The sequence below is a fragment of the Nisaea nitritireducens genome (assembly GCF_014904795.1).
GTDB lineage: Bacteria > Pseudomonadota > Alphaproteobacteria > Thalassobaculales > Thalassobaculaceae > Nisaea > Nisaea nitritireducens.
Map to the genome: position 1 here is coordinate 47,960 of NZ_JACZFS010000008.1, position 20,310 is coordinate 68,269.

Annotated in this window: 17 protein-coding genes; 13 read left to right on the forward strand and 4 right to left on the reverse strand. The window is 61.8% G+C overall.

Features of this window, described 5'->3' with window-relative positions; all coding sequences use genetic code 11:
- Positions 1 to 36 precede the first annotated feature (36 nt).
- From IG629_RS01405 to IG629_RS01435, 7 genes are all read left to right on the forward strand, one after another.
- Positions 37 to 1,272 carry an NAD(P)/FAD-dependent oxidoreductase gene (locus IG629_RS01405; protein WP_319024989.1) on the forward strand — a complete coding sequence of 412 codons (1,236 nt, stop codon included), beginning with the start codon at positions 37 to 39 and terminating at the stop codon, positions 1,270 to 1,272.
- 224 nt (positions 1,273 to 1,496) lie between these two features.
- Positions 1,497 to 2,183, forward strand: coding sequence for a GntR family transcriptional regulator (locus IG629_RS01410; RefSeq protein WP_193170207.1), 687 nt, complete (start codon positions 1,497 to 1,499; stop codon positions 2,181 to 2,183).
- Between the two features lie 59 nt (positions 2,184 to 2,242).
- Positions 2,243 to 3,967 carry a thiamine pyrophosphate-binding protein gene (locus tag IG629_RS01415; RefSeq protein WP_193170208.1) on the forward strand — a complete coding sequence of 575 codons (1,725 nt, stop codon included), beginning with the start codon at positions 2,243 to 2,245 and terminating at the stop codon, positions 3,965 to 3,967.
- Positions 3,968 to 4,037: 70 nt separating this feature from the next.
- Positions 4,038 to 5,279, forward strand: a complete 1,242-nt coding sequence (gene frc, locus IG629_RS01420; RefSeq protein WP_193170209.1) for a formyl-CoA transferase — start codon at positions 4,038 to 4,040, stop codon at positions 5,277 to 5,279.
- A gap of 90 nt (positions 5,280 to 5,369) precedes the next feature.
- Positions 5,370 to 6,395 carry a 2-dehydropantoate 2-reductase gene (locus IG629_RS01425; protein WP_193170210.1) on the forward strand — a complete coding sequence of 342 codons (1,026 nt, stop codon included), beginning with the start codon at positions 5,370 to 5,372 and terminating at the stop codon, positions 6,393 to 6,395.
- 17 nt (positions 6,396 to 6,412) lie between these two features.
- Positions 6,413 to 7,423, forward strand: coding sequence for an NAD(P)H-quinone oxidoreductase (locus tag IG629_RS01430; RefSeq protein WP_193170211.1), 1,011 nt, complete (start codon positions 6,413 to 6,415; stop codon positions 7,421 to 7,423).
- A gap of 12 nt (positions 7,424 to 7,435) precedes the next feature.
- On the forward strand, positions 7,436 to 7,873 hold the full coding sequence (locus IG629_RS01435) for a DUF1810 domain-containing protein (protein ID WP_193170212.1): 438 nt from the start codon (positions 7,436 to 7,438) through the stop codon (positions 7,871 to 7,873).
- On the opposite strand, the gene IG629_RS01440 is transcribed toward IG629_RS01435, so the two are convergent.
- Positions 7,868 to 9,319, reverse strand: a complete 1,452-nt coding sequence (locus IG629_RS01440) for an L-lactate permease (protein ID WP_193170213.1) — start codon at positions 9,317 to 9,319, stop codon at positions 7,868 to 7,870. The two genes, IG629_RS01435 and IG629_RS01440, sit on opposite strands and share 6 nt — an antisense overlap.
- Positions 9,320 to 9,433: 114 nt before the next feature.
- On the opposite strand from IG629_RS01440, the gene IG629_RS01445 reads away from it, so the two are divergent.
- Positions 9,434 to 10,345, forward strand: a complete 912-nt coding sequence (locus IG629_RS01445; protein WP_193170214.1) for an AraC family transcriptional regulator — start codon at positions 9,434 to 9,436, stop codon at positions 10,343 to 10,345.
- Between the two features lie 4 nt (positions 10,346 to 10,349).
- Positions 10,350 to 11,291 carry a C45 family autoproteolytic acyltransferase/hydolase gene (locus IG629_RS01450; RefSeq protein WP_193170215.1) on the forward strand — a complete coding sequence of 314 codons (942 nt, stop codon included), beginning with the start codon at positions 10,350 to 10,352 and terminating at the stop codon, positions 11,289 to 11,291.
- A gap of 131 nt (positions 11,292 to 11,422) precedes the next feature.
- On the opposite strand, the gene IG629_RS01455 is transcribed toward IG629_RS01450, so the two are convergent.
- Together IG629_RS01455 and ggt are read right to left on the reverse strand one after the other, a co-directional pair.
- Entirely contained in the window at positions 11,423 to 12,388 is a 966-nt protein-coding gene (locus IG629_RS01455; RefSeq protein ID WP_193170216.1) for a Gfo/Idh/MocA family protein, read from the reverse strand.
- 36 nt (positions 12,389 to 12,424) lie between these two features.
- On the reverse strand, positions 12,425 to 14,008 hold the full coding sequence (gene ggt / locus IG629_RS01460) for a gamma-glutamyltransferase (RefSeq protein ID WP_193170217.1): 1,584 nt from the start codon (positions 14,006 to 14,008) through the stop codon (positions 12,425 to 12,427).
- A 189-nt stretch (positions 14,009 to 14,197) separates the two neighbouring features.
- On the opposite strand from ggt, the gene IG629_RS01465 reads away from it, so the two are divergent.
- The 4 genes from IG629_RS01465 to IG629_RS01480 all read left to right on the forward strand — a co-directional run bounded on the left by IG629_RS01465 (position 14,198) and on the right by IG629_RS01480 (position 19,450).
- Positions 14,198 to 15,085: a BKACE family enzyme gene (locus tag IG629_RS01465; protein WP_193170218.1), complete on the forward strand. Its 888-nt coding sequence runs from the start codon at positions 14,198 to 14,200 to the stop codon at positions 15,083 to 15,085.
- 15 nt (positions 15,086 to 15,100) lie between these two features.
- Positions 15,101 to 15,862, forward strand: a complete 762-nt coding sequence (locus tag IG629_RS01470) for an SDR family NAD(P)-dependent oxidoreductase (protein ID WP_028464541.1) — start codon at positions 15,101 to 15,103, stop codon at positions 15,860 to 15,862.
- Between the two features lie 33 nt (positions 15,863 to 15,895).
- On the forward strand, positions 15,896 to 16,900 hold the full coding sequence (locus IG629_RS01475) for a zinc-dependent alcohol dehydrogenase family protein (RefSeq protein WP_193170219.1): 1,005 nt from the start codon (positions 15,896 to 15,898) through the stop codon (positions 16,898 to 16,900).
- Between the two features lie 90 nt (positions 16,901 to 16,990).
- The gene (locus IG629_RS01480; protein WP_226886370.1) at positions 16,991 to 19,450 is read left to right on the forward strand and encodes a patatin-like phospholipase family protein; all 2,460 of its coding nucleotides are present in this window, start codon (positions 16,991 to 16,993) and stop codon (positions 19,448 to 19,450) included.
- Between the two features lie 37 nt (positions 19,451 to 19,487).
- On the opposite strand, the gene IG629_RS01485 is transcribed toward IG629_RS01480, so the two are convergent.
- Positions 19,488 to 20,273, reverse strand: a complete 786-nt coding sequence (locus IG629_RS01485) for an enoyl-CoA hydratase-related protein (protein ID WP_319024990.1) — start codon at positions 20,271 to 20,273, stop codon at positions 19,488 to 19,490.
- Between the last annotated feature and the right edge of the window lie 37 nt (positions 20,274 to 20,310).

The window sequence follows — 20,310 nt, forward strand, 5'->3', positions numbered from 1 at the left end:
CTCACAAAACATGAACTAAAGTGCAGGAGGAAGCGCGTGTCGGATAAAGGCATCGTGATCGTCGGGGCCAGCCATGGCGGCGTGCAGCTGGCGGCCAGTCTGAGGGAAAAGGGCTATGAGGGCCCATTGACCATGCTGACTTCCGAGCCGGATCTTCCCTATCAGAAACCACCGCTCTCCAAAGGTTACATCAAGGAGCCGGACCCGAAACCGACACCGCTCCGCCCGGAGAAATTCTACACGGACCGGTCCATCGATTTGCGCCTGAGCACGACGGCGACCGCGCTTGACCTGAGTGGCGGGGAAGTGCGGCTGGCGGACGGCTCGGCAATTCCATGCTCGAAGATTGCGCTTGCGGTGGGCTCCCGCCCCCGGAGAATTCCGGTGCCGAACATCGACGCGCCGGGCGTGCTGGAGCTGCGCACCTATCAGGACAGTCAGGCAATCAAGGCCGGTTTCAACGCCGCCGAGTCCGTGCTGGTTATCGGCGGCGGGTTCATCGGGCTCGAGATCGCGGCGACGGCCGCTGTGCTTGGCAAGCGGGTGACCGTGCTGGAAGCCGAAGGGCGGCTGATGGCGCGTGCGGTCTCGCCGGCTGTCTCTGCTTATTTCCTAAGTTACCTTGGCGGACTTGGGGCGGACATCCGTCTGAATGCCCGGGTTTCCGGCATTCGGCTGTCCGGCGACGGGACCGCGGCCGGAGCCGATCTCGCGGACGGTAGTGTCATCGACGCGGATTGTGTGATTTCGGGCACCGGCGTACTGCCATGCACCGAGCTTGCCGAAGCGGCGGGTCTCAGCGTCGAGAATGGAATTGCCGTCGGGCCGACCATGCTTTCCTCAGTGCCGGAAGTCGCGTCCATCGGAGACTGCGCCAGCTATGTGCATTGGCAGGTCGGGCGCCGGGTCCGCCTCGAATCCGTTCAGAATGCGGTCGATCAGGCGAAGACGGCGGCAGCGGCGTTGTTGGGTGATGCCGAGCCTTATCATGAGGTGCCGTGGTTCTGGTCTGATCAGGCCGAAGCAAAGCTGCAGATTGCCGGACTGTCTGACGGCAGCGAGGAGGCTGTGCTGCGGGGCGATCCGGAATCCGGGTCCTTTTCCGCATTTCTGTTCGCTGACGGCAAGCTGCGCTGTGTCGAGTCGGTCAACAAGGCTGGTGATCACGCTCTTGGCCGGCGGCTTCTGGCGGTTGATGCGGGCCTGACGCCAGAGCAGGCAGCGGATCCGGATTTTGATCTCCGCGCCCTGGTCAAGCGGGCCCGTTCCTGACGCAGAACGGGCATTCCCGTGCCACGATCAAGCCCCGCGCGTTCGCGGGGCTCGTTTTTCATGGCTTATCAGCTGGCCGGCCTTTGGACGTAGCGAACATTCAGACCGCAATTTAGGTATTCCATGGCATAAAGTGTGTGGTATACCAGAACCCACGCACCCCGCCATGGGGGCGCTCGCTATTGGTCGAACGACCGGGAATTCTGCATGCCGGGGAAATCTGCATGAATGAGTCTTCAGCGTTGATGGTGACGCCGATTGCGGCCGAGGTCAGTCTCAAGGACAAGACCTACGCGGCCCTGAAAGACGGCATCGTCTCGATGAACATCTATGACCCGGATGCCAATCTGCGGCTCGACGAACGGCAATTGTCCGAACAGCTCGGGATCAGCCGGACGCCGCTGCGCGAAGCGCTGGCGCGGCTGGCGCAGGAGGGACTGGTCGATATCCAGCCCCGGCGCGGCGTATTCATCGTCCGCAAGACCAAGGCCGAGATTATCGAGATGATCAAGGTCTGGGCAGCGCTTGAAGGCATGGCGGCACGTCAGGCGGCCGAGATGGCCACGGATGCCGAAATCCAGCAGCTGCGTCGTATCTTCCAGGAAACGGAAAAAGGGCGGCTGGAAATCGATGAGTATTCGAGCCGCAATATCGAATTCCACCAGGCCATCCTGAAGCTCGGCCATTCGCCGCTTATTCAGGAGATGACCGACAAGATTTTCCTGCATGTCCGCGCCATCCGTGCACGGACCATCGGGGAGCAGGACCGGATTGCTCGATCGATGCAGGACCATATGCATATCGTCGAGGCAATCGAGGCCCGTGACGGGGAGTTGGCGGAGCGTCTGGTCAGGGACCATGCACTCGCACTCGCCAAGCATGTCGCTAACAACGTGAACTATCTCGGATAACCGAAGATCAAGCGGCGGTGCGCGTTTAAACGACCGCCAGTATAAAAGGGAGCCTTAATATGAGCGATACCGCTACCGATACACTCAAGGAAAAAGACCGATCCGGCGATGTCGTCTCCGGCGGCCACTTGGTCGCGAAGGCCCTAAAGAACGAGGGTGTGGATACTATTTTCACGCTCTGCGGCGGGCACATCATCGACATCTATGACGGCTGCGTTGACGAAGGCATCCGCATTGTCGACTTCCGTCACGAGCAGGTCGCTGCCCATGCCGCCGACGGGTACGCCCGGCAGACCGGCAAGCTCGGCTGCCTTGTCACCACGGCTGGACCGGGCTGCACGAATGCGATGACCGGCATGGCCACCGCCTTCCGTTCGGAGAGCCCGGTGCTGCATATTGGCGGACAGGGCGCGCTGACCCAGCACAAGATGGGCTCGCTGCAGGATCTTCCCCATGTCGATATCATGGCGCCGATCACCAAATTCTCCGCCGGTGTCCGCTCGACGGAACGGGCAGGCGACATGGTCTCGATGGCAGCCCGCGAATGTTTTGCCGGTGCCTACGGCCCGTCCTATCTCGAAATTCCGCGTGACGTTCTCGATCGCGAAGTGCCGCTGTCCAGCGCCGTTCTCCCGGAGCCGGGCAAGTACCGCGCTTCGGTCAAGTCGATCGGCGATCCGGCCGATATCGAGCGTCTTGCGGACCTCATCGTAAAGGCGGAACGTCCTGCCATTCTCGTCGGCTCCCAGGTCTGGATGAGCCGCGGTCATCAAGCGGCGATCGATCTGGTCAAGGACCTGAACATCGCCTGCTACATGAATGGCGGCGCTCGCGGCATGCTGCCCCAGACGGACAGCCACTATTATAACCGGACCCGTCGTCTCGCCTTCCAGAAGGCTGACCTGCTGTTGATCGTGGGCACGCCGTTCGATTTCCGCATGGGCTACGGCAAGCGGATCCGCGAAGACCTGACGCTGGTGCAGATCGATCAGTCTTACAGCACTGTCGGCAAGAACCGGGACGTGGATCTCGGTATCGCCGGCGATCCGGGCGCGATCCTCTCCGCTGTGCACGCTGCCGTCAAAGGCCGGGTCGACAATGGCTCCAAGGGTCGTGACGGCTGGCTGAAAGAGCTGCGCGCGGCCGAAGAGGCGGCAACCGAGAAGCTGATGCCGCTGTTCCTGTCCGACCAGTCCCCGATCCATCCCTACCGGGTGGCGTGGGAGCTGAACGAATTCCTGACCGAGAAGACAGTCTATATCGGTGACGGCGGCGACGTGGTGACCATCTCCGCCCAGGCCGTGGCACCGAAAGGCCCGGGGAACTGGATGGACCCGGGCGCGCTTGGCTCGCTCGGTGTCGGCACCGGCTTCGCCGTTGCGGCGGGCCTCGCCAATCCGGAAAAGGAAATCCTCTGCTATTACGGCGACGGCTCCTTTGGCATGACCGCCTTCGACATGGAAACCGCGAACCGGTTCGGCGTGCCCTATATCGCCGTCATCGGCAACAACTCCTCGATGAACCAGATCCGCTACGGCCAGATCGCGAAATACGGCGATCAGCGCGGCAATGTCGGCAACAAGCTCGGCGATGTGCCGTTCTCCAAGTTTGCCGAAATGCTCGGTGGGTATGGCGAAGAGGTGCATGAGGCGAACCAGATACAGCCGGCTCTGCTGCGCGCCCGCGAAGCGGTGAAAACCAGCGGAAAATCCGCTGTGGTGAACATCTGGGTCGATCCGAACGAGTACGCGCCGGGTACCAAGAACCAGACCATGTACAAATAAGCGGAAGGGCGTGCCGGGTCTCCGGCGCGCCCTTTTTCCGTTCAATCCGGTAAGAGGGAAGAGAAAGACAATGAGCGAAGCGTTGAAAGGTGTCCGCATTCTGGACATGACGCATGTGCAGTCGGGCCCGACTTGCACCCAGTTGCTGGCGTGGTTCGGTGCCGATGTGATCAAGGTCGAGCGCCCGGGGGTTGGCGACATTACCCGCGGCCAGCTGCGCGATCTGCCGGACGCGGACAGTCTCTATTTCACCATGCTGAACAGCAACAAACGCAGCGTCACGCTCAACACCAAGACAGACAAGGGCAAGGAAATCCTGACCCGCCTCATCGAAGAGTGCGATGTCATGGTCGAGAATTTCGCGCCGGGCGCGCTCGACCGGATGGGCTTCACTTGGGAGCGCATTCAGGAGATCAACCCGCGCATCGTCTATGCCAGCATCAAGGGCTTCGGTCCGGGTGCTTTTGAGGATTGCAAGGTCTACGAGAATGTCGCTCAGTGCACCGGCGGCTCCGCCTCCACGACCGGTTTCGAAGACGGTCCGCCGACCGTTACAGGCTCCCAGATCGGCGACAGCGGAACCGGCCTGCATCTGGCGCTCGGCATCGTTACTGCGCTCTATCACCGGACCAATTCCGGCAAGGGCCAGCGGGTCGAATGCGCAATGCAGGACGGCGTGCTCAATCTCTGCCGCGTGAAATTGCGCGACCAGCAGCGGCTGGAACACGGCCCGCTGAAGGAATATCCGCAATATCCGAATGGTGAGTTCGGTGAGGCCGTGCCACGGGCTGGCAACGCGTCGGGTGGCGGCCAGCCGGGCTGGGCCGTGCAGACCAAGGGCGGCGGTCCGAACGATTATATCTATGTCATCATCCAGCCTCCGGGCTGGGCGCCGCTGATGAAGACCATCGGCCGCGAGGAGCTGATCGAGGATCCGGAATGGGCCACGCCTGAAGTGCGCCTGCCGAAGCTCGACAAGTGCTTCGGCATGATCGAGGAATGGACCAAGACCAAGAACAAGTTCGAGGTCATGGAAACCCTGAACGCGCTCAACGTGCCGTGTGGCCCGATCCTCAGCATGAAGGAGTTGGCCGAAGATGAGTCGCTGCGCGCGACCGGTACGGTGGTCGAAGTGCCGCACCCCCATCGTGGCACCTATCTGACTGTCGGCAATCCGATTAAGCTTTCCGCATCGCCGGCAAAGGTGGATCGCTCGCCGCTTCTGGGCGAACATACAGATGAAATTCTGACGGCGGTGCTCGGTATGAGCGCTGACGATGTGGCCGCGGCCAAGGCGGAAGGCGCCGTCTAGGCCGGTTCAGCCGACACGAAATAGAAGGCGGCGCCGGCTTGTTGAAGCCGGCGCCGTTTTCATAAGAATGACAGAAATGAGGGTAGGGGCATGAAGGTTTGTATTTACGGTGCGGGTGCGATCGGGGGCTATCTCGGCGCGGAACTCGCTCAGGTGGAAGGTGTCGAGGTTTCCCTGATCGCGCGCGGTGCGCATCTGGCGGCGATCAAGGAGAACGGACTGAAACTTCTGATTGGCGAGGAAGAGCGCGTTGCAAAAGTCACAGCGACCGACAATCCGGCGGAGCTCGGCCCGCAGGATTATGTGATCGTCGCGCTCAAGACCCATCAAGCATGGGAAGTGGCGGATCAGATGGTCCCGCTGCTTGGCCCGGACACCGCTGTCGTGACCTGTCAGAACGGTGTGCCCTGGTGGTATTTCCATGGCGTGAACAGCGCCTACCAGAACTTGCGTCTGAACTCCGTCGATCCCGATGATCGGCAATGGGATCTGGTCGGCCCGCAGCGCGCCATCGGTTGCGTTGTCTATCCGGCGACCGAGATCGCCGCTCCAGGCGTGGTCAAGCACACCTATGGCAACAAGTTCGCCCTCGGCGAGCCGGATGGCAGCATATCCGAGCGGGCAACGCGCCTCAGCGAGGCGCTGCAGAAAGCAGGTTTCAAGGCGCCGGTCATGCCGAACATCCGGGACGAAATCTGGCTGAAGCTGTGGGGCAATCTCTGCTTCAACCCGATCAGCGCTCTGACACGTGCGACGCTTGATGTGGTGGCTACCGATCCCGGCACCCGTGCTTTGTCCCGGGCGATGATGGAAGAGGCGCAGCGTATCGGTGCCCGCCTCGGCGTGCATTTCCGCGTTGACGTCGAACGGCGGATCAATGGCGCTGCCAAGGTCGGTGCACACCGGACCTCGATGCTGCAGGATCTTGAAAAAGGCCGGCAGCTTGAAATCGACGCACTGCTGACGGCGGTGCAGGAAATGGGACGGCTTGTCGATTTGCAGACCCCGCATATCGACTCCGTGCTTGCTCTGGTGCAACAACTGGGGCGGACCCAGGGGCTCTATCCTGTCTTCCCGGAAGATTCCGGCAGCCCTGAATCCCTCGTTGTCGATTGAACCGGAGTGATTTTTAGATGACGGACGCAACGCTTCCGGCCGAGATGAATGTGGTCGAAATCAGCGAGCCCGGCGCACCGGAGGTTCTGGTGCCGGGCAAGCGCCCGGTGCCGGAAGCGGCGCCGGGGGAGGTGCTGATCCAGGTCGCCTATGCAGGAGTGAACGGCCCGGACCTGGTGCAGCGGCGCGGGCATTATCCGCCGCCGAAAGGCGCGTCCGATCTGCTCGGCCTGGAGATTTCCGGCAAGGTCGTCGCTGTCGGTGACGGTGTCGGCAAATGGTCTGTCGGAGACGTGGTCTGTGCGCTGACCAACGGTGGCGGTTACGCGGAATATTGCGCGGTCGATGCACGGCACTGCCTGCCGCTGCCGCACGGTTTCAATCTGCTTGAAGCGGCCTCGGTGCCGGAGACCTACTTCACCATCTGGTCGAATGTCTTCATGGGCGCGAAACTGTCGCGGGGTGAAGTCTTCCTGGTGCATGGCGGTGCCGGCGGTCTCGGCACGACCTCGATCCAGCTGGCCAAGGCGATTGGCGCGACGGTGGTCGCTGTCGACAGCCCGGCTGAGCGCTGCAAGGTCTGCAGTGAGCTCGGTGCAGACCTCACCGTGGATTTCCGCGAGCAGGATTTTGTCGAGATCATTCGCGGCGAATACAAGGGCGCGGATGTCATCCTTGATATCATCGGCGGCGAGAATATAGCCAAGAACATCAAGGCTTCCAGGCCGGACGGACGGATCGTTCAGCTCGCCTTCAACAAGGGTTCCAAGGTCGAGGTCGACCTGATGCCGGTGATGCTGAAGCGGCTGACCTATACCGGCTCCACGCTGCGGTCCCGGACACCGGAGAACAAGGCGGAGATCCGCGACAGCCTCGCGATCAATGTCTGGCCGATGTTCGAGCAGGGCAATCTGAAGCCGGTGGTGAGCAAGACCTTTCCGCTGGCCGAGGCGGCCGCCGCCCACGCCTTCATGGAAAGCGCCGGGCACAGCGGCAAGATCATGCTGGAGGTCTGCGGGGACCTATAGGGAGTTGGCGTAATGACCGACGCCGATCTGGAAAAGTTCGTAGAGGCACAAGGGCCTGTCTATGCGCAGGCTCTTGCCGAACTGAAAGCGGGCCGAAAGACCTCGCACTGGATCTGGTATATCCTGCCCCAGCATGTCGATCTCGGCCGCTCCCAACGGGCGATCCATTACGGCATCGCCGAACTCGATCAGGCCCGGCGCTATCTCAGGGATCCGATGCTTGGGCCTCGGTTGCGGGCTAGTGTCGAGGCCGTTCTGCCACATAGTGACAAAACAGCATTCGCGATTTTTGGCTCGCCCGACGACATGAAGTTCCGCTCCTGCCTGACGCTGTTCGAGGCGGCGGCGGAGACAGAGGAAGACCGCGCACTTTTCCGGCAGGCTCTGGATCTTTTCTATGATGGTGTGCGGGATGAGCGCACGCTTTCTCTGCTCAGCACGGATCTATAGTAGCGCCAGCACCGGCAACATCATCAGCAATCCAATGATCCCGAGGGCGAGTGCCGGGCGCATCAGCTTGTTCTCTTGCCCCGCCAGCCCTGAGACAGACGCAGCCAGCACGATCCGGCCGGGAGAAGCCATTGTGATATTCGAGCCCGCGGCATTCTGCGCGGCGGCGACCACGACGGGATCGAGTCCCAACCGGCTTGCGACGGTGCTCTGGAAGGCCATGAACAGCGCATTCGAGCCTGCGTTGCTGGCCGTCAGGAACCCGCCCAGGCCGCCCACGGCGGGAACGGCGAACAGATAGGCGGCACCCGCCCCGGCGGCGACGGTTTCCGCCAGACGGTCTGTCATCCCCGCATGCAGCATTACATGCCCGAAACAGATAAACCCGGCAACCGAGAGGCTGGCGATGCCCCACTGCTTCAGCGCCTGCGGAACTAGCAGGCGGACCTCGGCGGCGGGAATGCGCAGGCTGACGATCCCCACAAGGGCGGCCAGCAGCATCCAGAAGCCCGGATGGTGGATCGGAGACAGCGTGAATTCATAGGCAGGAGCATCGATGCGGAGCAGGGGCGCTGTCATTGCGCCGACCACGGGTGCGAGGCGCGTGAGGCTGAGAGTGCCCATCAGCACGAAGAGCGGCAGTGCGGCAGCGAGGAGGCCGTTCCCATCTGTTCGGGCTTTCGCGCGAATGCGGGCCAGCGCCAGTCCAGCGATCGTCACAGCTAGACCGGCGATGCAGCCGCCAAGCTCAACGCTGATCCAGGCGCTTGAGGCCCAGAGTGTGGCAGCGAGCAGGGCGCTGTAAGCCAGAGCAGAGATGACGTTGGAGACATCGGTGAGGCTTTCCCCGGCAAAGCTGAGCGTGGCGAAGGCACAGAGCAGGATGAAGGGCAGGCTGAGCCAGACCGCTGTCATTGCCGTTTCGTCGGCCGGAAGGCCTGAAAGATCGGCGCCGAGCACGGTACCGATGGCAAGCGCGCCCCACGGCACGGCGCATTGTCCGAGCAAGGCGATCAGGGCGGCGCGGGCCGGGGGGTAGCCGAGGGCGATCAGCAACGGCACGGTGACGATGATGCCGACGCCGAACCCGGTCGCGGATTCAAAAAAGACGGAGACGCCGAGAACCAGGACGAGCACACGCTGCGCCGGGTTCGGGATCGCATCGGCGGCGGCCTTGCCGAGCCGTTCCAGCGCCCCGCCCGCGCGCAGCACCCAGTAAAGGGTGACACCGCCGAGCAGCACATAGGCAACCGTCGCCGTGGTCAGCAGCCCGTCGATGACGGCATGCGCGATGGCATCTGATTGCAGGTGGAATGCGGAAACAGTGGCGGCGATCAGGATCGAGACGGCGAGCCCGAGTCCGCCCGCCCGCATGGCGGACTGACGGGCGACAAGGATGGCAAGGGTCGCAAGGATGAGCGGCGCGGCGGCTGTCACGGTGAGCATGCGGACGTTTCCGGTGTTTCATTTGGCGGCGGCCCGTTCTGGTGCGGGCGGTTCGGGATCATAACCGCAAGATCGGTCGGGCAGCGAGGCAGAAGCGATGGCATGCTTGGTGCCATGAAAAAGAAGACCGAAACCTCCTATGTCGAACGCATCGGCCGGGTCCTGGACCGGATCGCAAAGGATGCGGACACACCGTTACAGCTTGGCGAGCTGGCGGATACAGCCGCTTTCTCTGCCTATCACTTCCATAGGGTATTCCGCGCGCTTACCGGGGAAACCGTGCAGGAAGTGGTGCGCCGGGTGCGGATGTCCCGCGCGGCCCATGCCTTGCGCATTGAGCGCGCAACCGTGACGGAGACGGCGTTGGCTGCCGGATATGGCAGCCCGGAAGGCTTTGCCCGGGCGTTCAGGCAGTGTTTCGGAATGTCTCCGAGCGCCTATCGGACAGCAAAAGCCCCACCACCATACAGGCCGCTGAACACGCGTGTTCATTACCGGCCTGAAACCGGAAGTATCCGCCTGATCGTGGACAGAAAGGAGCATGGCATGCAGGTTGAAATCAAGGACGTGAAACCCGACCCGATCATCGCCTGGCGTCATGTCGGGCCATATTACGAGGTCGGGGCGAGCTTTGGAGCGCTGAGTGACTGGCTCAGCAAACACGGGCTCCATGAGCACATAACCGGCGTTTTCGGCCTGTCTTACGACGATCCGGGAAGCGTTCCCGAAGCCGAGCTGCGCTATGATGCCTGTGCCTCGATCCGTCCCGATACACAGATACCCACCAAGTCTTTCCCCGAAAATGTCCGCGTCGATGCGCTTCCGGCAGGCCGTTATGCCTGCACGTTGCTCGAAGGCTCTTACATGGGCATGGAGGATTGCTTCCACCGGCTGCTCGGTCTCTGGCTTCCGGAAAGCGGGGAGAGCCTCGATGAGCGTCCATGTCTCGAATGGTATTTGAATGACCCATCCAAGGTGGCGGAGGCCGAGCTGCGTACCCTGATCTGCATTCCGCTGAAAGGCTGAGGCGATGGAGAAACTGTTCCGCGCCGTAAACGAGCCGCAGCTTGGTGGGTTCATCCAGCAATCTGTCGAGGAGGGCCGCGCCTTCGTAGCGGACTGGTACGCGAAAGCGGACCGTATTCCTGACCCGGAGGAATGCCGTCGCCGTGTCGGCGCGCACATGCCGGAAATGCTTGGCCTGTTTGACTGCATGACGGGGTTCGCCGGAGACGATCCGGCCATGATCGCCGCCCTTGCGGGGATCGATCCTCCGCCGTTGATCCCCGCCGGTTGTACAGTCCGCGCTTTCACCCGGCCCCGGCCGAGCATGCTCCGCAATTACGATTTTCATCCGGATGCGACTTCGGCGGTCATCCTGCGGACGGAATGGTCAGGGCGCCATGTACTCGGCATGTCGGAAGGGATCAGTGGCCTGCTCGACGGGGTGAACGATGTCGGTGTTGCCGCCGCTCTGACCTTCGGCGGACGGCATGTTTACGGGACGGGGTTCAGTATCGTCCAGATCATCCGGTATTTGCTTCAGGTGGCCTCCGACGTGAAAGAGGCGGCGGACGTGTTGCGCCGGATGCCCTGTGCATGGGCTCATAATGTGCTGGTGCAGGACAGGTCTGGGACGTCAGTCCGGGCTGAGCTTGCGCCGGATCGGGGTCCGCTCGTTACCGAAGGGAATGCCGTGACAAATCATCAGGCGGATGTGGAGCCGTTCCCGGATTCCGCCCGGCGGTTAGATACGGCCTGTGCGCTGGTGGACGATGTAGAAGCCGCACGGGCGGTTTTCGTTGAGGGTGATCTTCGCAAGGAGGATTTCGACGATTGGCTGGGGACGCTCTACACGGCTGAATATCTGCCCAGCGAGGGTGCGGTGACGTTCCGTTGGAGGGACGGCAGTTGGCCGCAGTCACTCACGCATTTAGAGCCGGGCGAACGGCGGGTGGTTTATTCAGCCTAAAAAATTGTTCTCATAAACAAAAACCGTCATCCCGCACTTGATGCGGGACCCAGGGAACGAAGGGTTTAACCTTACGCTCACCTAGGTCCCGGCTCTCCGGCCGGAATGACGGTTTTAAATTGGTGTTCGGCTCAGTCAGCCAGAATGCCTTCAACCAGCTTTTGCACGGAGAGTGCATCGGCGGCGGACGGCATGGTGTGTTTGTCGCCGTCCATCCAGCGCGCAACATTGTCGATCTGCCGGGGCACGGAGACCGAACGCGGGTCTTCCGGCAGTTCCATAGCCAGCTCCCACGGACCGCCGCTGGTCTGCTCCAGAATGTAGAACCCGCTGAGGCGCATGCTTTTCTTCGTGCCGTAGAAGGTGCCCTCGATCCGGTCGGGACCGACGCCGCCGACGGCTGCGCCATAGCTCACCGGAACGCCGCTGCAATCCAGCATGGCATGGACATGGGTTTCACAGAGCTTCGGGTCGGCCTGATAGGTGGGCTTGCTCCAGAGCAGATTGGCCCGGCCGAGGAAGCGCTCCGTCACATAGAGATAGTGCGAAGTGACTTCCCGGGTGTAGCCGCCCTGATCGCGGAAGCGCAGCCAGTCGGCGTCCGCCTGCCAGTCACGCGGCCACTGGGCGAAATGCATCACCAGCTCGGCGCTGACGATGTCTCCCATGGAGCCGTCTTTCATCGCGGCTTCGATCATCTCGACGCCTTCAAGCGAAGCCTGGGAGAAGTTCACCACGTTCGGTGTCTTGGTCTCCGCCAGGCGGCGAACCATCTCCTCGCTCTCCGGCACGCTGATGCCGAGCGGTTTCTCGCAATAGACCGGTTTGCCGGCATCCATGGCGAGATCGGCATAGTGTTTGTGGAAAGCGGGCGGGCTGGCGATGTAGACGAGATCGGCTTCCGGTGCCGCGATCATGGCTTCGGCGCTGTCCCAAATCTTCATGTCAGGGAATTCGGCTCTGGCCGTGGCGACGGAGTCGGCGCTCGGGTCCCAGGCCCCGATAACCGTGAAGCGGTCATGCGGGATCATGTACTGGATCATGCGCCGGCCCATGATGCCGAGGCCGATGACGACGATATTGTGGCTCTTGCTCATTGGTCTTCTAGGCTTTCTGTTCTTCGCTAAGCGCTCTTAGTAACCGGTGGCGTGGCCGTCCTTGCGTGGGTCGGAGCCCGCCTGAAGCACACCGGTTTCCGGATCGCGCCAGACGCACTGGCTGCCGCCGATCGGCTTCTCTTGCCTTTCGAGCTTGTGGCCCTTGGCTTCCAGAGCGGTGTAGGTCTCCGGCGCGAACTCGCTCTCGACCTGCAGGATGCCTTCGGTGGCGAAGCTGCGCGGGGCGTCCATCGCTTCCTGGATGTCGTGGCCGAGATCCACCACGTTCGAGATGAAATTGGCTTGGCCGGTCGACTGATACTGACCGCCCATGACGCCGAACGGGGCCACGGCAGTACCGTTCTTGAAGACATAACCCGGGATGATCGTGTGCATCGGGCGCTTGCGCGGCGCGATGCAGTTCGGGTGGCCTTCCTTCAGATGGAAGCTGTTGCCGCGGCTGTGCAGCATGACACCGGATTTCGGCGCCATGATGGTGCTGCCGAAGCCGGAGAACAGGGAGTTGATGAAGGAGATCGCGTTGCCCTGCTCGTCGATGCAGGAGAGATAGATCGTGTCGCGATGCAGCGGGAAGTCGCTGTCCTCGAAATTACCGGCCTTGTCCATGTCGACCATGGCACGCATCTGGGCGGTGTGCTCCTCGCCGAGCATCCACTCGACCGGTACGTCCGCGAATTTCGGGTCGGCGACATAGCAGTTGCGCTGGTGGTAGCCGATCTTTGTGGCTTCGGCGATTACATGTACCCGGTCCGCCTCGCTGAGTGACTTCATGTCAAAGCCGGCAAGGATGTTCATGATCATCAGTGCGCAGATGCCCTGGCCGTTCGGCGGGCACTCATAGATATCGTAGCCTTTGTAGTCGGTCCGGATCGGCTCGACATATTCAGCGTCGGCCGCGGCGAAATCATCCATCGTGTGCAGGCCGCCGACGGAATTCAGCTTGGCCACCATGTCTTCGGCAACCTCGCCCTTGTAGAAGGCGTCGCGGCCACCGGTGGCGATCTTCTTCAGGGTCTCAGCCAGCTGCGGCTGTTTGTGCACGGTGCCGGCCTTTGGCGCCTTGCCGTCGACCAGCATGACCTTGGCAGAGTCCGGGTCAGCGGCCAGTGCTTCTTCCTCGCTGACCCAGTCAAAGGCGACGCGTGAATGCACGACATAACCCTGTTCGGCGAACTCGATGGCCGGCTGCAGGATTTCGGCGAAGCTCAACGAGCCATGATCCTCGATCAGCTTTGCCCAAGCGGCAATCGCGCCCGGTACCGTCACCGCGTGCGGGCTGTGCAGCGGGATCTCGTCCTTGACGCCCAGCTCGTTCAGCTTCACCAGCGTTGCGGCGGCCGGGGCCTTGCCCGAGCCGTTCATGGCGATCGGCTTGCTGGCGCCTTTCGGAGCGTAAAGCGCGAAGCAGTCGCCGCCGATGCCGGTCATGGCGGGTTCGACCACACACATCACGGCGCAGGCCGCGATGGCGGCGTCGACTGCGTTACCGCCGGACTTCAGGATTGTGAGGCCTGCCTGGCTGGCCAGCGGATGGCTGGTAGCAATGGCTGCCCGGCGGGCAAAAACGGGGGAACGTCCGGGGAGTTGCAGATTTCTCATGGCTTTTGGCTCTATCAGGTCTGAAAAAGCGCATTCATGCGCGGGCAGGCGGCAATCTGTGCAGGAACCGGCGTGGACACCGGAAACAGGGCTTCCCTAAGATGCGGCGCACGTTGAGACAAGCGCCGTGGAACATCTTTCCACAATTCGGAACGAGCAACCAGATGGCGCAGGATACTGGGGAATGAAATGAATCAGAAGACCGTAATTACCTGTGCCGTGACCGGCAGCGCCGATACCACAGGCAAAAGCCCGGCCGTGCCGGTTACGCCGAAACAGATCGCCGATGCCGCACTTGATGCTGGCAAGGCGGGTGCTGCCGTCGTCCATATCCATGTCCGCGATCCGGAAACCGGAAAAGCGAGCATGGACCTGGAACTGTATCGGGAAACGGTAGGCCGCATTCGCGAGACAGGTTCTGACATCGTCATCAACCTGACGACCGGTCCGGGTGGCCGCTTCATTCCGGGTGATATCGAGCCGATCGACTTCGCCGCCGGTACCAGCCTGAAGGCGCCGGAAACCCGGATGCAGCATATCGCGGACCTGCTGCCGGATATCTGCACGCTTGATGTAGCGACGCTGAACTTCGGCGAGCATGCGATGGTCAATGTGCCAAAGCATCTGCGCGCCATGGCCGACCGGGCGAAGGAGCTTGGCGTGACGCCGGAGCTGGAAGTGTTCGACAGCGGTCATGTCCTGCTGGCGAAGCAGCTGATCAAGGAAGGTCATCTGAAATCGCCAGCCCTGTTCCAACTCTGTCTGGGTATTCCCTGGGGCGCGCCGGCAACACCGGAAGGCATGGCCTTCATGAAGAGCCTGCTACCGGAAGATGCGATGTGGTCCGCGTTCGGCATTTCCCGGGGTGAGTTCCCGATGGTGGCTCAGGCGACCATGCTGGGCGGTCATACCCGCGTCGGGCTTGAGGACAATCTCTATATGTCCCGGGGCGAGATGGCGAAAAGCAATGCGCAGCTCGTCGAGCGTGCGGTGCAGATCATCGAAAGCATCGGTGGCGAGGTTGCCGATCCGAGCGAGGCCCGCACGGCCTTCGGCCTTGTCCGGCGCAACGACTGAAAACGGGAACAAGACATGTTGAAAGCTGATCTCAGCGGCAAGAAGGCGCTGGTCACCGGCGGTGCGTCCGGCATCGGGCGGGCCACTGCCCGACTGCTGGCGGAATGCGGTGCGGAAGTTGCCGTGAACCATCTGGCCGACGATCCGCGCGGCAAGGAAACCGTCGCCGCGTTTCATCAGGCCGGGAACAAGGCGCATGCCATTCCGGGCAATGTCGCGGACCCGAAGGACGCGGACCGGATGGTGGCGGATGCCATCGAGGCGCTCGGCGGCCTCGATATCCTGATCAACAATGCAGGAACGCCGGTCTCGCTCGACCCGATCCCGTTCGAGGATATGGACGCGATGACGGAGGAGTTCTGGTCCACCATCATCAACACCAATCTGATCGGCCCGTTCCGTTGTGCCCGTGCCGCCCGCACGGCGCTGACTGAGAGCCGGGGCTGCATCGTCAACACAGCCTCCATCGCGGCCTTCGGGGGCATTGGCAGCTCTATTGCCTATGCGGCGTCGAAGGCGGGGCTGATGAACCTGACCAAGAACCTTGCGAAGGCGATGTCTCCCGAAGTACGGGTGAATGCGGTTGCGCCCGGCCTTGTGCGGACGCCCTGGACGGATGGCTGGCCCGAAGAGCGGAAGAACACATCGGTCGCCAATTCCCTGCTGGGGCGGATGGTCGAGCCTGAGGATGTGGCCGAGACCATGCTGTTCTTCTGCGCCAACGGTGCTGTCACCGGTCAGACCCTGCTGGTCGATTGCGGCCGGTTCGGCGCCTGATCCTGATTCTGATATCGAGCGGAGGTTGTTGCCATGAAAGCTTATGAAATTGTCTCGGATGGCGGCGTTGACGCTCTTGCCCTGAACGATCGTCCGGACCCGAAGCCGGGACCGGGCGAGGTTCTGGTCCGGGTGCGGGCCTCCTCCATCAACTACCGGGATCTCTCGACGGTCGAGGCGCCGGTGCCCCGGGGCATTCCCTACCCGCGCATTCCAAACTCGGACGGGGCGGGCGATGTGGTCGAGGTCGGCCCGGGTGTGACCCGCTGGAAGGCTGGCGACAAGGTCTGCGGCTGCTTCTTTCAGGGTTGGGTCGATGGCGACATCACCCCGGAGCTGATGGGGCAGGCACTTGGCGGCACCATCGACGGCATGCTGACCGAGTATCGCGTGCTGGGTGAGGGCGGTCTGGTCGCAATGCCGGAACATCTCTCCTACGAGGAGGCGTCGACACTGCCCTGTGCCGCGCTGACGGCATGGGTCAGCCTCGTCCATCGCGGCGGCGTGAAGGCGGGCGACACGGTTTTGCTCCTCGGTACCGGTGGGGTCTCGGTCTTCGCTCTGCAGTTCTGCAAGCTGATGGGCGTTAAAACCATATGTACCTCCTCCAGCGACGAGAAGATCGCGCGCCTGAAAGCGATGGGCGCCGACGAGGTGATCAACTACCGGACACATCCAGAATGGCAGGAGAAGGTTCTGGAGCTGACGGACGGTCGCGGTGTCGATCACACCGTCGAGGTCGGCGGTGCGGGCACTTTGGAGCGGTCAATTGCAGCGACGCGTGTTGCGGGCAGTATCGGCCTGATCGGCGTCCTGACGGGCGGTGAGATCAATCCGGTCAACATCATGCGTAAATCGATCCGCCTGCAGGGCATCTATGTCGGGTCCCGGAGGGTGTTCGAGGATATGAATGCTGCAATCTCCCAGCATGGTTTGAAGCCGGTGATCAGCGATACGTTCGCATTCGAGGATGCGCGGGATGCTTTCCACGCCATGCGGGCCGCCGGGCATTTCGGAAAGCTCGTCGTGAAAACATAAGTGCCGGGCGGTGGGCTGTATTTTTAATCCCGCAAAAGTTGCATAAGAGTTTATTATCCTCCATCATGGCGTCGCTTGATGGAGGGTGCCATGAGTTCAGGGAAAAGCTTCGATCCGATCCTGTCGCGCACAAAGGACGAGATGCGTGGCGAAGACTTTCGCCAAAGCCAGATCTACGGTCTGGAGAATAATCACCTCGACAGGCGGCGCAAAGAGGTCGGCGGTGTCTCGGGGGCGGAGGAATTCTCCGGACAGGATTTCTGGAACGACGGACAACCGGACAGCCCTGGCGAGCCCACACCCCCGGAATATGAAGCAGCCAATTTAATTTCAGGCCTGGAAGGCAGCCGGACGGGGCTCGCTATTTCCGGTGGTGGTGTGCGTTCCGCAACTTTTGCGCTCGGCCTGCTGCAGGCTCTGGCGCGCGAAAATCTCCTGAAACATTTCGACTACCTCTCCACTGTATCCGGCGGCGGTTATATCGGCTCGTCCCTGACCTGGTTGCTGAGTGAGAAGTTCCGAGAAGAGGGCGGAGAACGGTTTGGGCTGGACCGTCACGACTTCCCATACGGCACAGCGGAACCAAAGGACCGATCCGATCCAAGGCACTGGGAGGGAATGCTCCGCTATCTCCGGGAGCACGCCGAATATCTGGCACCGAACAAGGATGTTTCGATTCTCTCGGGCCTCGCGGTCGTTGTGCGCGGAATATTTCTCAACCTGCTGGTCTGGATTCCAATCTTTACGCTGCTGTTCCTCGTCCTGTTGCTCGGCTGGAAAGTGGATGGATGGACTGACCTTCTTTCGATGGTCACGCACGTGACCACGAACGACAGCGGGCCTCCGGGTGTCCAGAAGTTGCTTAATCCGGGATACCTCAATCTGCATGAGATCCTGGCTTTGGCCGGAATTTTTCTGCTGCTTGTCTTCGCCGTGCTGTCGATTGCCTTCTCGCTTGCCTCGGCCGCAGGCGGTGAAGGTGCCTTCGTGCGCTTTTCCTACCGGAGCCGGCGCTGGTTCGAGGTCAAAGGCAAGTATTTTCTCCCATGCGGCTTGCTGTTCATCGGTGTTGGGATGTTGCCTTATGCAGCTGCGTTCTTTTTCGGCTCAATCGGTAGTTTTGGCAGTGCGGGGGCCGGGACGATGCTGACCGGCATAGCAACCGGTCTTGCCGCGGCCCGGAAATCCGAGAACCCGATTATTCAGGACATTCTCCTGCCAGCCATTGCCGTTCTGCTTCTTGTCGGCAGCCTGATATTGACGTGCGGCATTGCCATCGTTGTCCGTGAGGGTGGGAATTTCGAGCAGACGGGCGATTTCGTCTTTGCCTGCTTTATCGTTCTAGCTCTGCTGACGGGATATGTGGTCAACACGAACTACATATCCGTTCATCGTTTTTACCGGGACCGATTGATGGAGGCTTTCATGCCGATGCAGTCGGCGATCGCTGGCAATCAGGTCAGGCCCGCAGCCGGAGCGAATGAAGCGCAACTGGATGATCTCTGCGATCCGGGCAGTTTTGCCAATTACCATCTCGTGAATACAAATCTGATTCTGGTGGACTCGGATGACGCGCTCTTCCGCCGTCGCGGCGGGGATAATTTCGTGATGTCACGAATTTACTGCGGTGGGGACGCGGGCGGGTTTCATCCGACCGGGGACTTCTCCGGCGGGGACATGACGCTTGCGACCGCGATGACGATCTCGGGGGCTGCGGCGCACCCGAACTCTGGTTGGGCCGGAACAGGCCAGACGCGGAAACGGGCGGTTTCCTGGCTGATGAACCTGTTGAACATCCGGCTGGGTTACACGGTGCGGAATGCGGCATATGCCACACTGGCGCCGCTTGCCGGAAAGCCAAACCATTTCGACAATATGGTGGTGGAATTGAGCCCCTCGGCGTTTGACCGGCATGGAAAATGGTTCCAGCTCAGCGATGGCGGGCATTTCGAGAATCTGGCGATTTATGAACTCGTGCGCCGCCGCTGCAAACTGATCCTGATTTCCGATGCGGGCGCCGATCCGGCATTCGGCTTCGGCGATGTGCAGAATACGGTCCGGAGAGTCAGTCAGGATTTCGGCGTGGAGATCAATTTCGGCCGCCCGTTCTGGAGCCAGGAGGCCTATGAGGCGCAGACCGGCAAGGCGGCTTCAAGGGACGACGATGGCTACGGCCATTGGCGCAATCGTCTCTCCAGTCTCGTCCCGAAGCATCCAACGGGCTTTCCGGTCGAGGCGAAACGGGCCGACCACGGCTATATCATCGGCACCGTCACCTATCCGGAAATCGAGGACGGGGCCGGAGAGGAAACCGGCATTCTGATCTATGTGAAAGCGACCATGATCGACGGGCTCAGTCTGGAGACGCGGGGATACAAGGCGGACCATCCGGCTTTCCCGCATGAGTCAACTGCGGATCAGTTCTTCGATCCGGCGCAGTTCGAGGCCTATCGTGAGTTGGGGAATGCCATCGGAGCGGATATGATCGAGGGCGCGCGCCTCAAGGATCTTCTTGGGGTGGCGTGGGGATCGGCGGATGGCGGCACCTAACCTCCCGGTACCGCCGCCCGCCGCTCCTGAATGAGTGTTACTCGCCCTTGAAGTTTGGGCGCCGCTTTTCGATGAAGGCATGCATGCCCTCGCTCTGATCGGCGGTGGCAAACAGGCCCTGGAACATGGCTCGCTCCAGCGCCATGCCGGTTTCCAGCGACGCATCCTGCCCGCGAATGATGGCCGACTTGATCTGTTGCACGGCAATCGGCGGCATCCGGGTGATGTCTTTCGCCATCTTGTAGGCGGTCTCGTAAACTTCGGCGTCCGGCACGACCTGGCTGGCGATACCGATGGCGAAGGCTTCCTTGCCGTCGATCGGCCGGCCGGTGAGGCAGAGCCGCATGGCCTGGAACTTGCCGACGGCGCGGGTCAGGCGCTGTGTTCCGCCGGCGCCCGGCATGATGCCAACGCGGACTTCCGGCTGGCCGACCTGGGCCGTCTCGCCGATCACGATGATGTCGGAATGCATGGCCAGCTCCAGCCCGCCGCCGAGCGCGTAGCCGTTGATCGCGGCGATCACCGGTTTCGGATAGTCGGCGATGTTCTGCCAGAGCCGTTCCGTCTTGCGGTGGAACATCTCGACGGTCGTCCGGTCCGCCATGTCCTTCAGGTCCGCACCGGCGGCAAAGGCCTTCTCGTCGCCGGTCAGCACCACGGCCAGCACATCGTCGTCTTCGGTCAGCTCCCGGAAGACCCGGGCCAGTTCCTGACGGACTTCCAGATTGAGCGCGTTCAGCGCGTCCGGACGGTTGATACGGACCACGGCGATATGATCGTTTTCCTCGCGGTCGCGCGGATGATCGAGAATGACGACGGACACGGATACTTCCCCCTTTGATTGACTGCCGCGCTGAGCC

Excerpts from the sequence above, each read along its gene's own strand:
- IG629_RS01445 (WP_193170214.1), top strand. The coding sequence starts at position 9,434 with ATGAAAAAGAAGACCGAAACCTCCTATGTCGAACGCATCGGCCGGGTC.
- IG629_RS01450 (WP_193170215.1), top strand. The coding sequence starts at position 10,350 with ATGGAGAAACTGTTCCGCGCCGTAAACGAGCCGCAGCTTGGTGGGTTC.
- IG629_RS01470 (WP_028464541.1), top strand. The coding sequence starts at position 15,101 with ATGTTGAAAGCTGATCTCAGCGGCAAGAAGGCGCTGGTCACCGGCGGT.
- IG629_RS01430 (WP_193170211.1), top strand. The coding sequence starts at position 6,413 with ATGACGGACGCAACGCTTCCGGCCGAGATGAATGTGGTCGAAATCAGC.
- IG629_RS01455 (WP_193170216.1), bottom strand. The coding sequence starts at position 12,388 with ATGAGCAAGAGCCACAATATCGTCGTCATCGGCCTCGGCATCATGGGC.
- ggt (WP_193170217.1), bottom strand. The coding sequence starts at position 14,008 with ATGAGAAATCTGCAACTCCCCGGACGTTCCCCCGTTTTTGCCCGCCGG.
- IG629_RS01475 (WP_193170219.1), top strand. The coding sequence starts at position 15,896 with ATGAAAGCTTATGAAATTGTCTCGGATGGCGGCGTTGACGCTCTTGCC.
- IG629_RS01425 (WP_193170210.1), top strand. The coding sequence starts at position 5,370 with ATGAAGGTTTGTATTTACGGTGCGGGTGCGATCGGGGGCTATCTCGGC.
- IG629_RS01410 (WP_193170207.1), top strand. The coding sequence starts at position 1,497 with ATGAATGAGTCTTCAGCGTTGATGGTGACGCCGATTGCGGCCGAGGTC.
- IG629_RS01480 (WP_226886370.1), top strand. The coding sequence starts at position 16,991 with ATGAGTTCAGGGAAAAGCTTCGATCCGATCCTGTCGCGCACAAAGGAC.
- frc (WP_193170209.1), top strand. The coding sequence starts at position 4,038 with ATGAGCGAAGCGTTGAAAGGTGTCCGCATTCTGGACATGACGCATGTG.
- IG629_RS01435 (WP_193170212.1), top strand. The coding sequence starts at position 7,436 with ATGACCGACGCCGATCTGGAAAAGTTCGTAGAGGCACAAGGGCCTGTC.
- IG629_RS01440 (WP_193170213.1), bottom strand. The coding sequence starts at position 9,319 with ATGCTCACCGTGACAGCCGCCGCGCCGCTCATCCTTGCGACCCTTGCC.
- IG629_RS01415 (WP_193170208.1), top strand. The coding sequence starts at position 2,243 with ATGAGCGATACCGCTACCGATACACTCAAGGAAAAAGACCGATCCGGC.
- IG629_RS01465 (WP_193170218.1), top strand. The coding sequence starts at position 14,198 with ATGAATCAGAAGACCGTAATTACCTGTGCCGTGACCGGCAGCGCCGAT.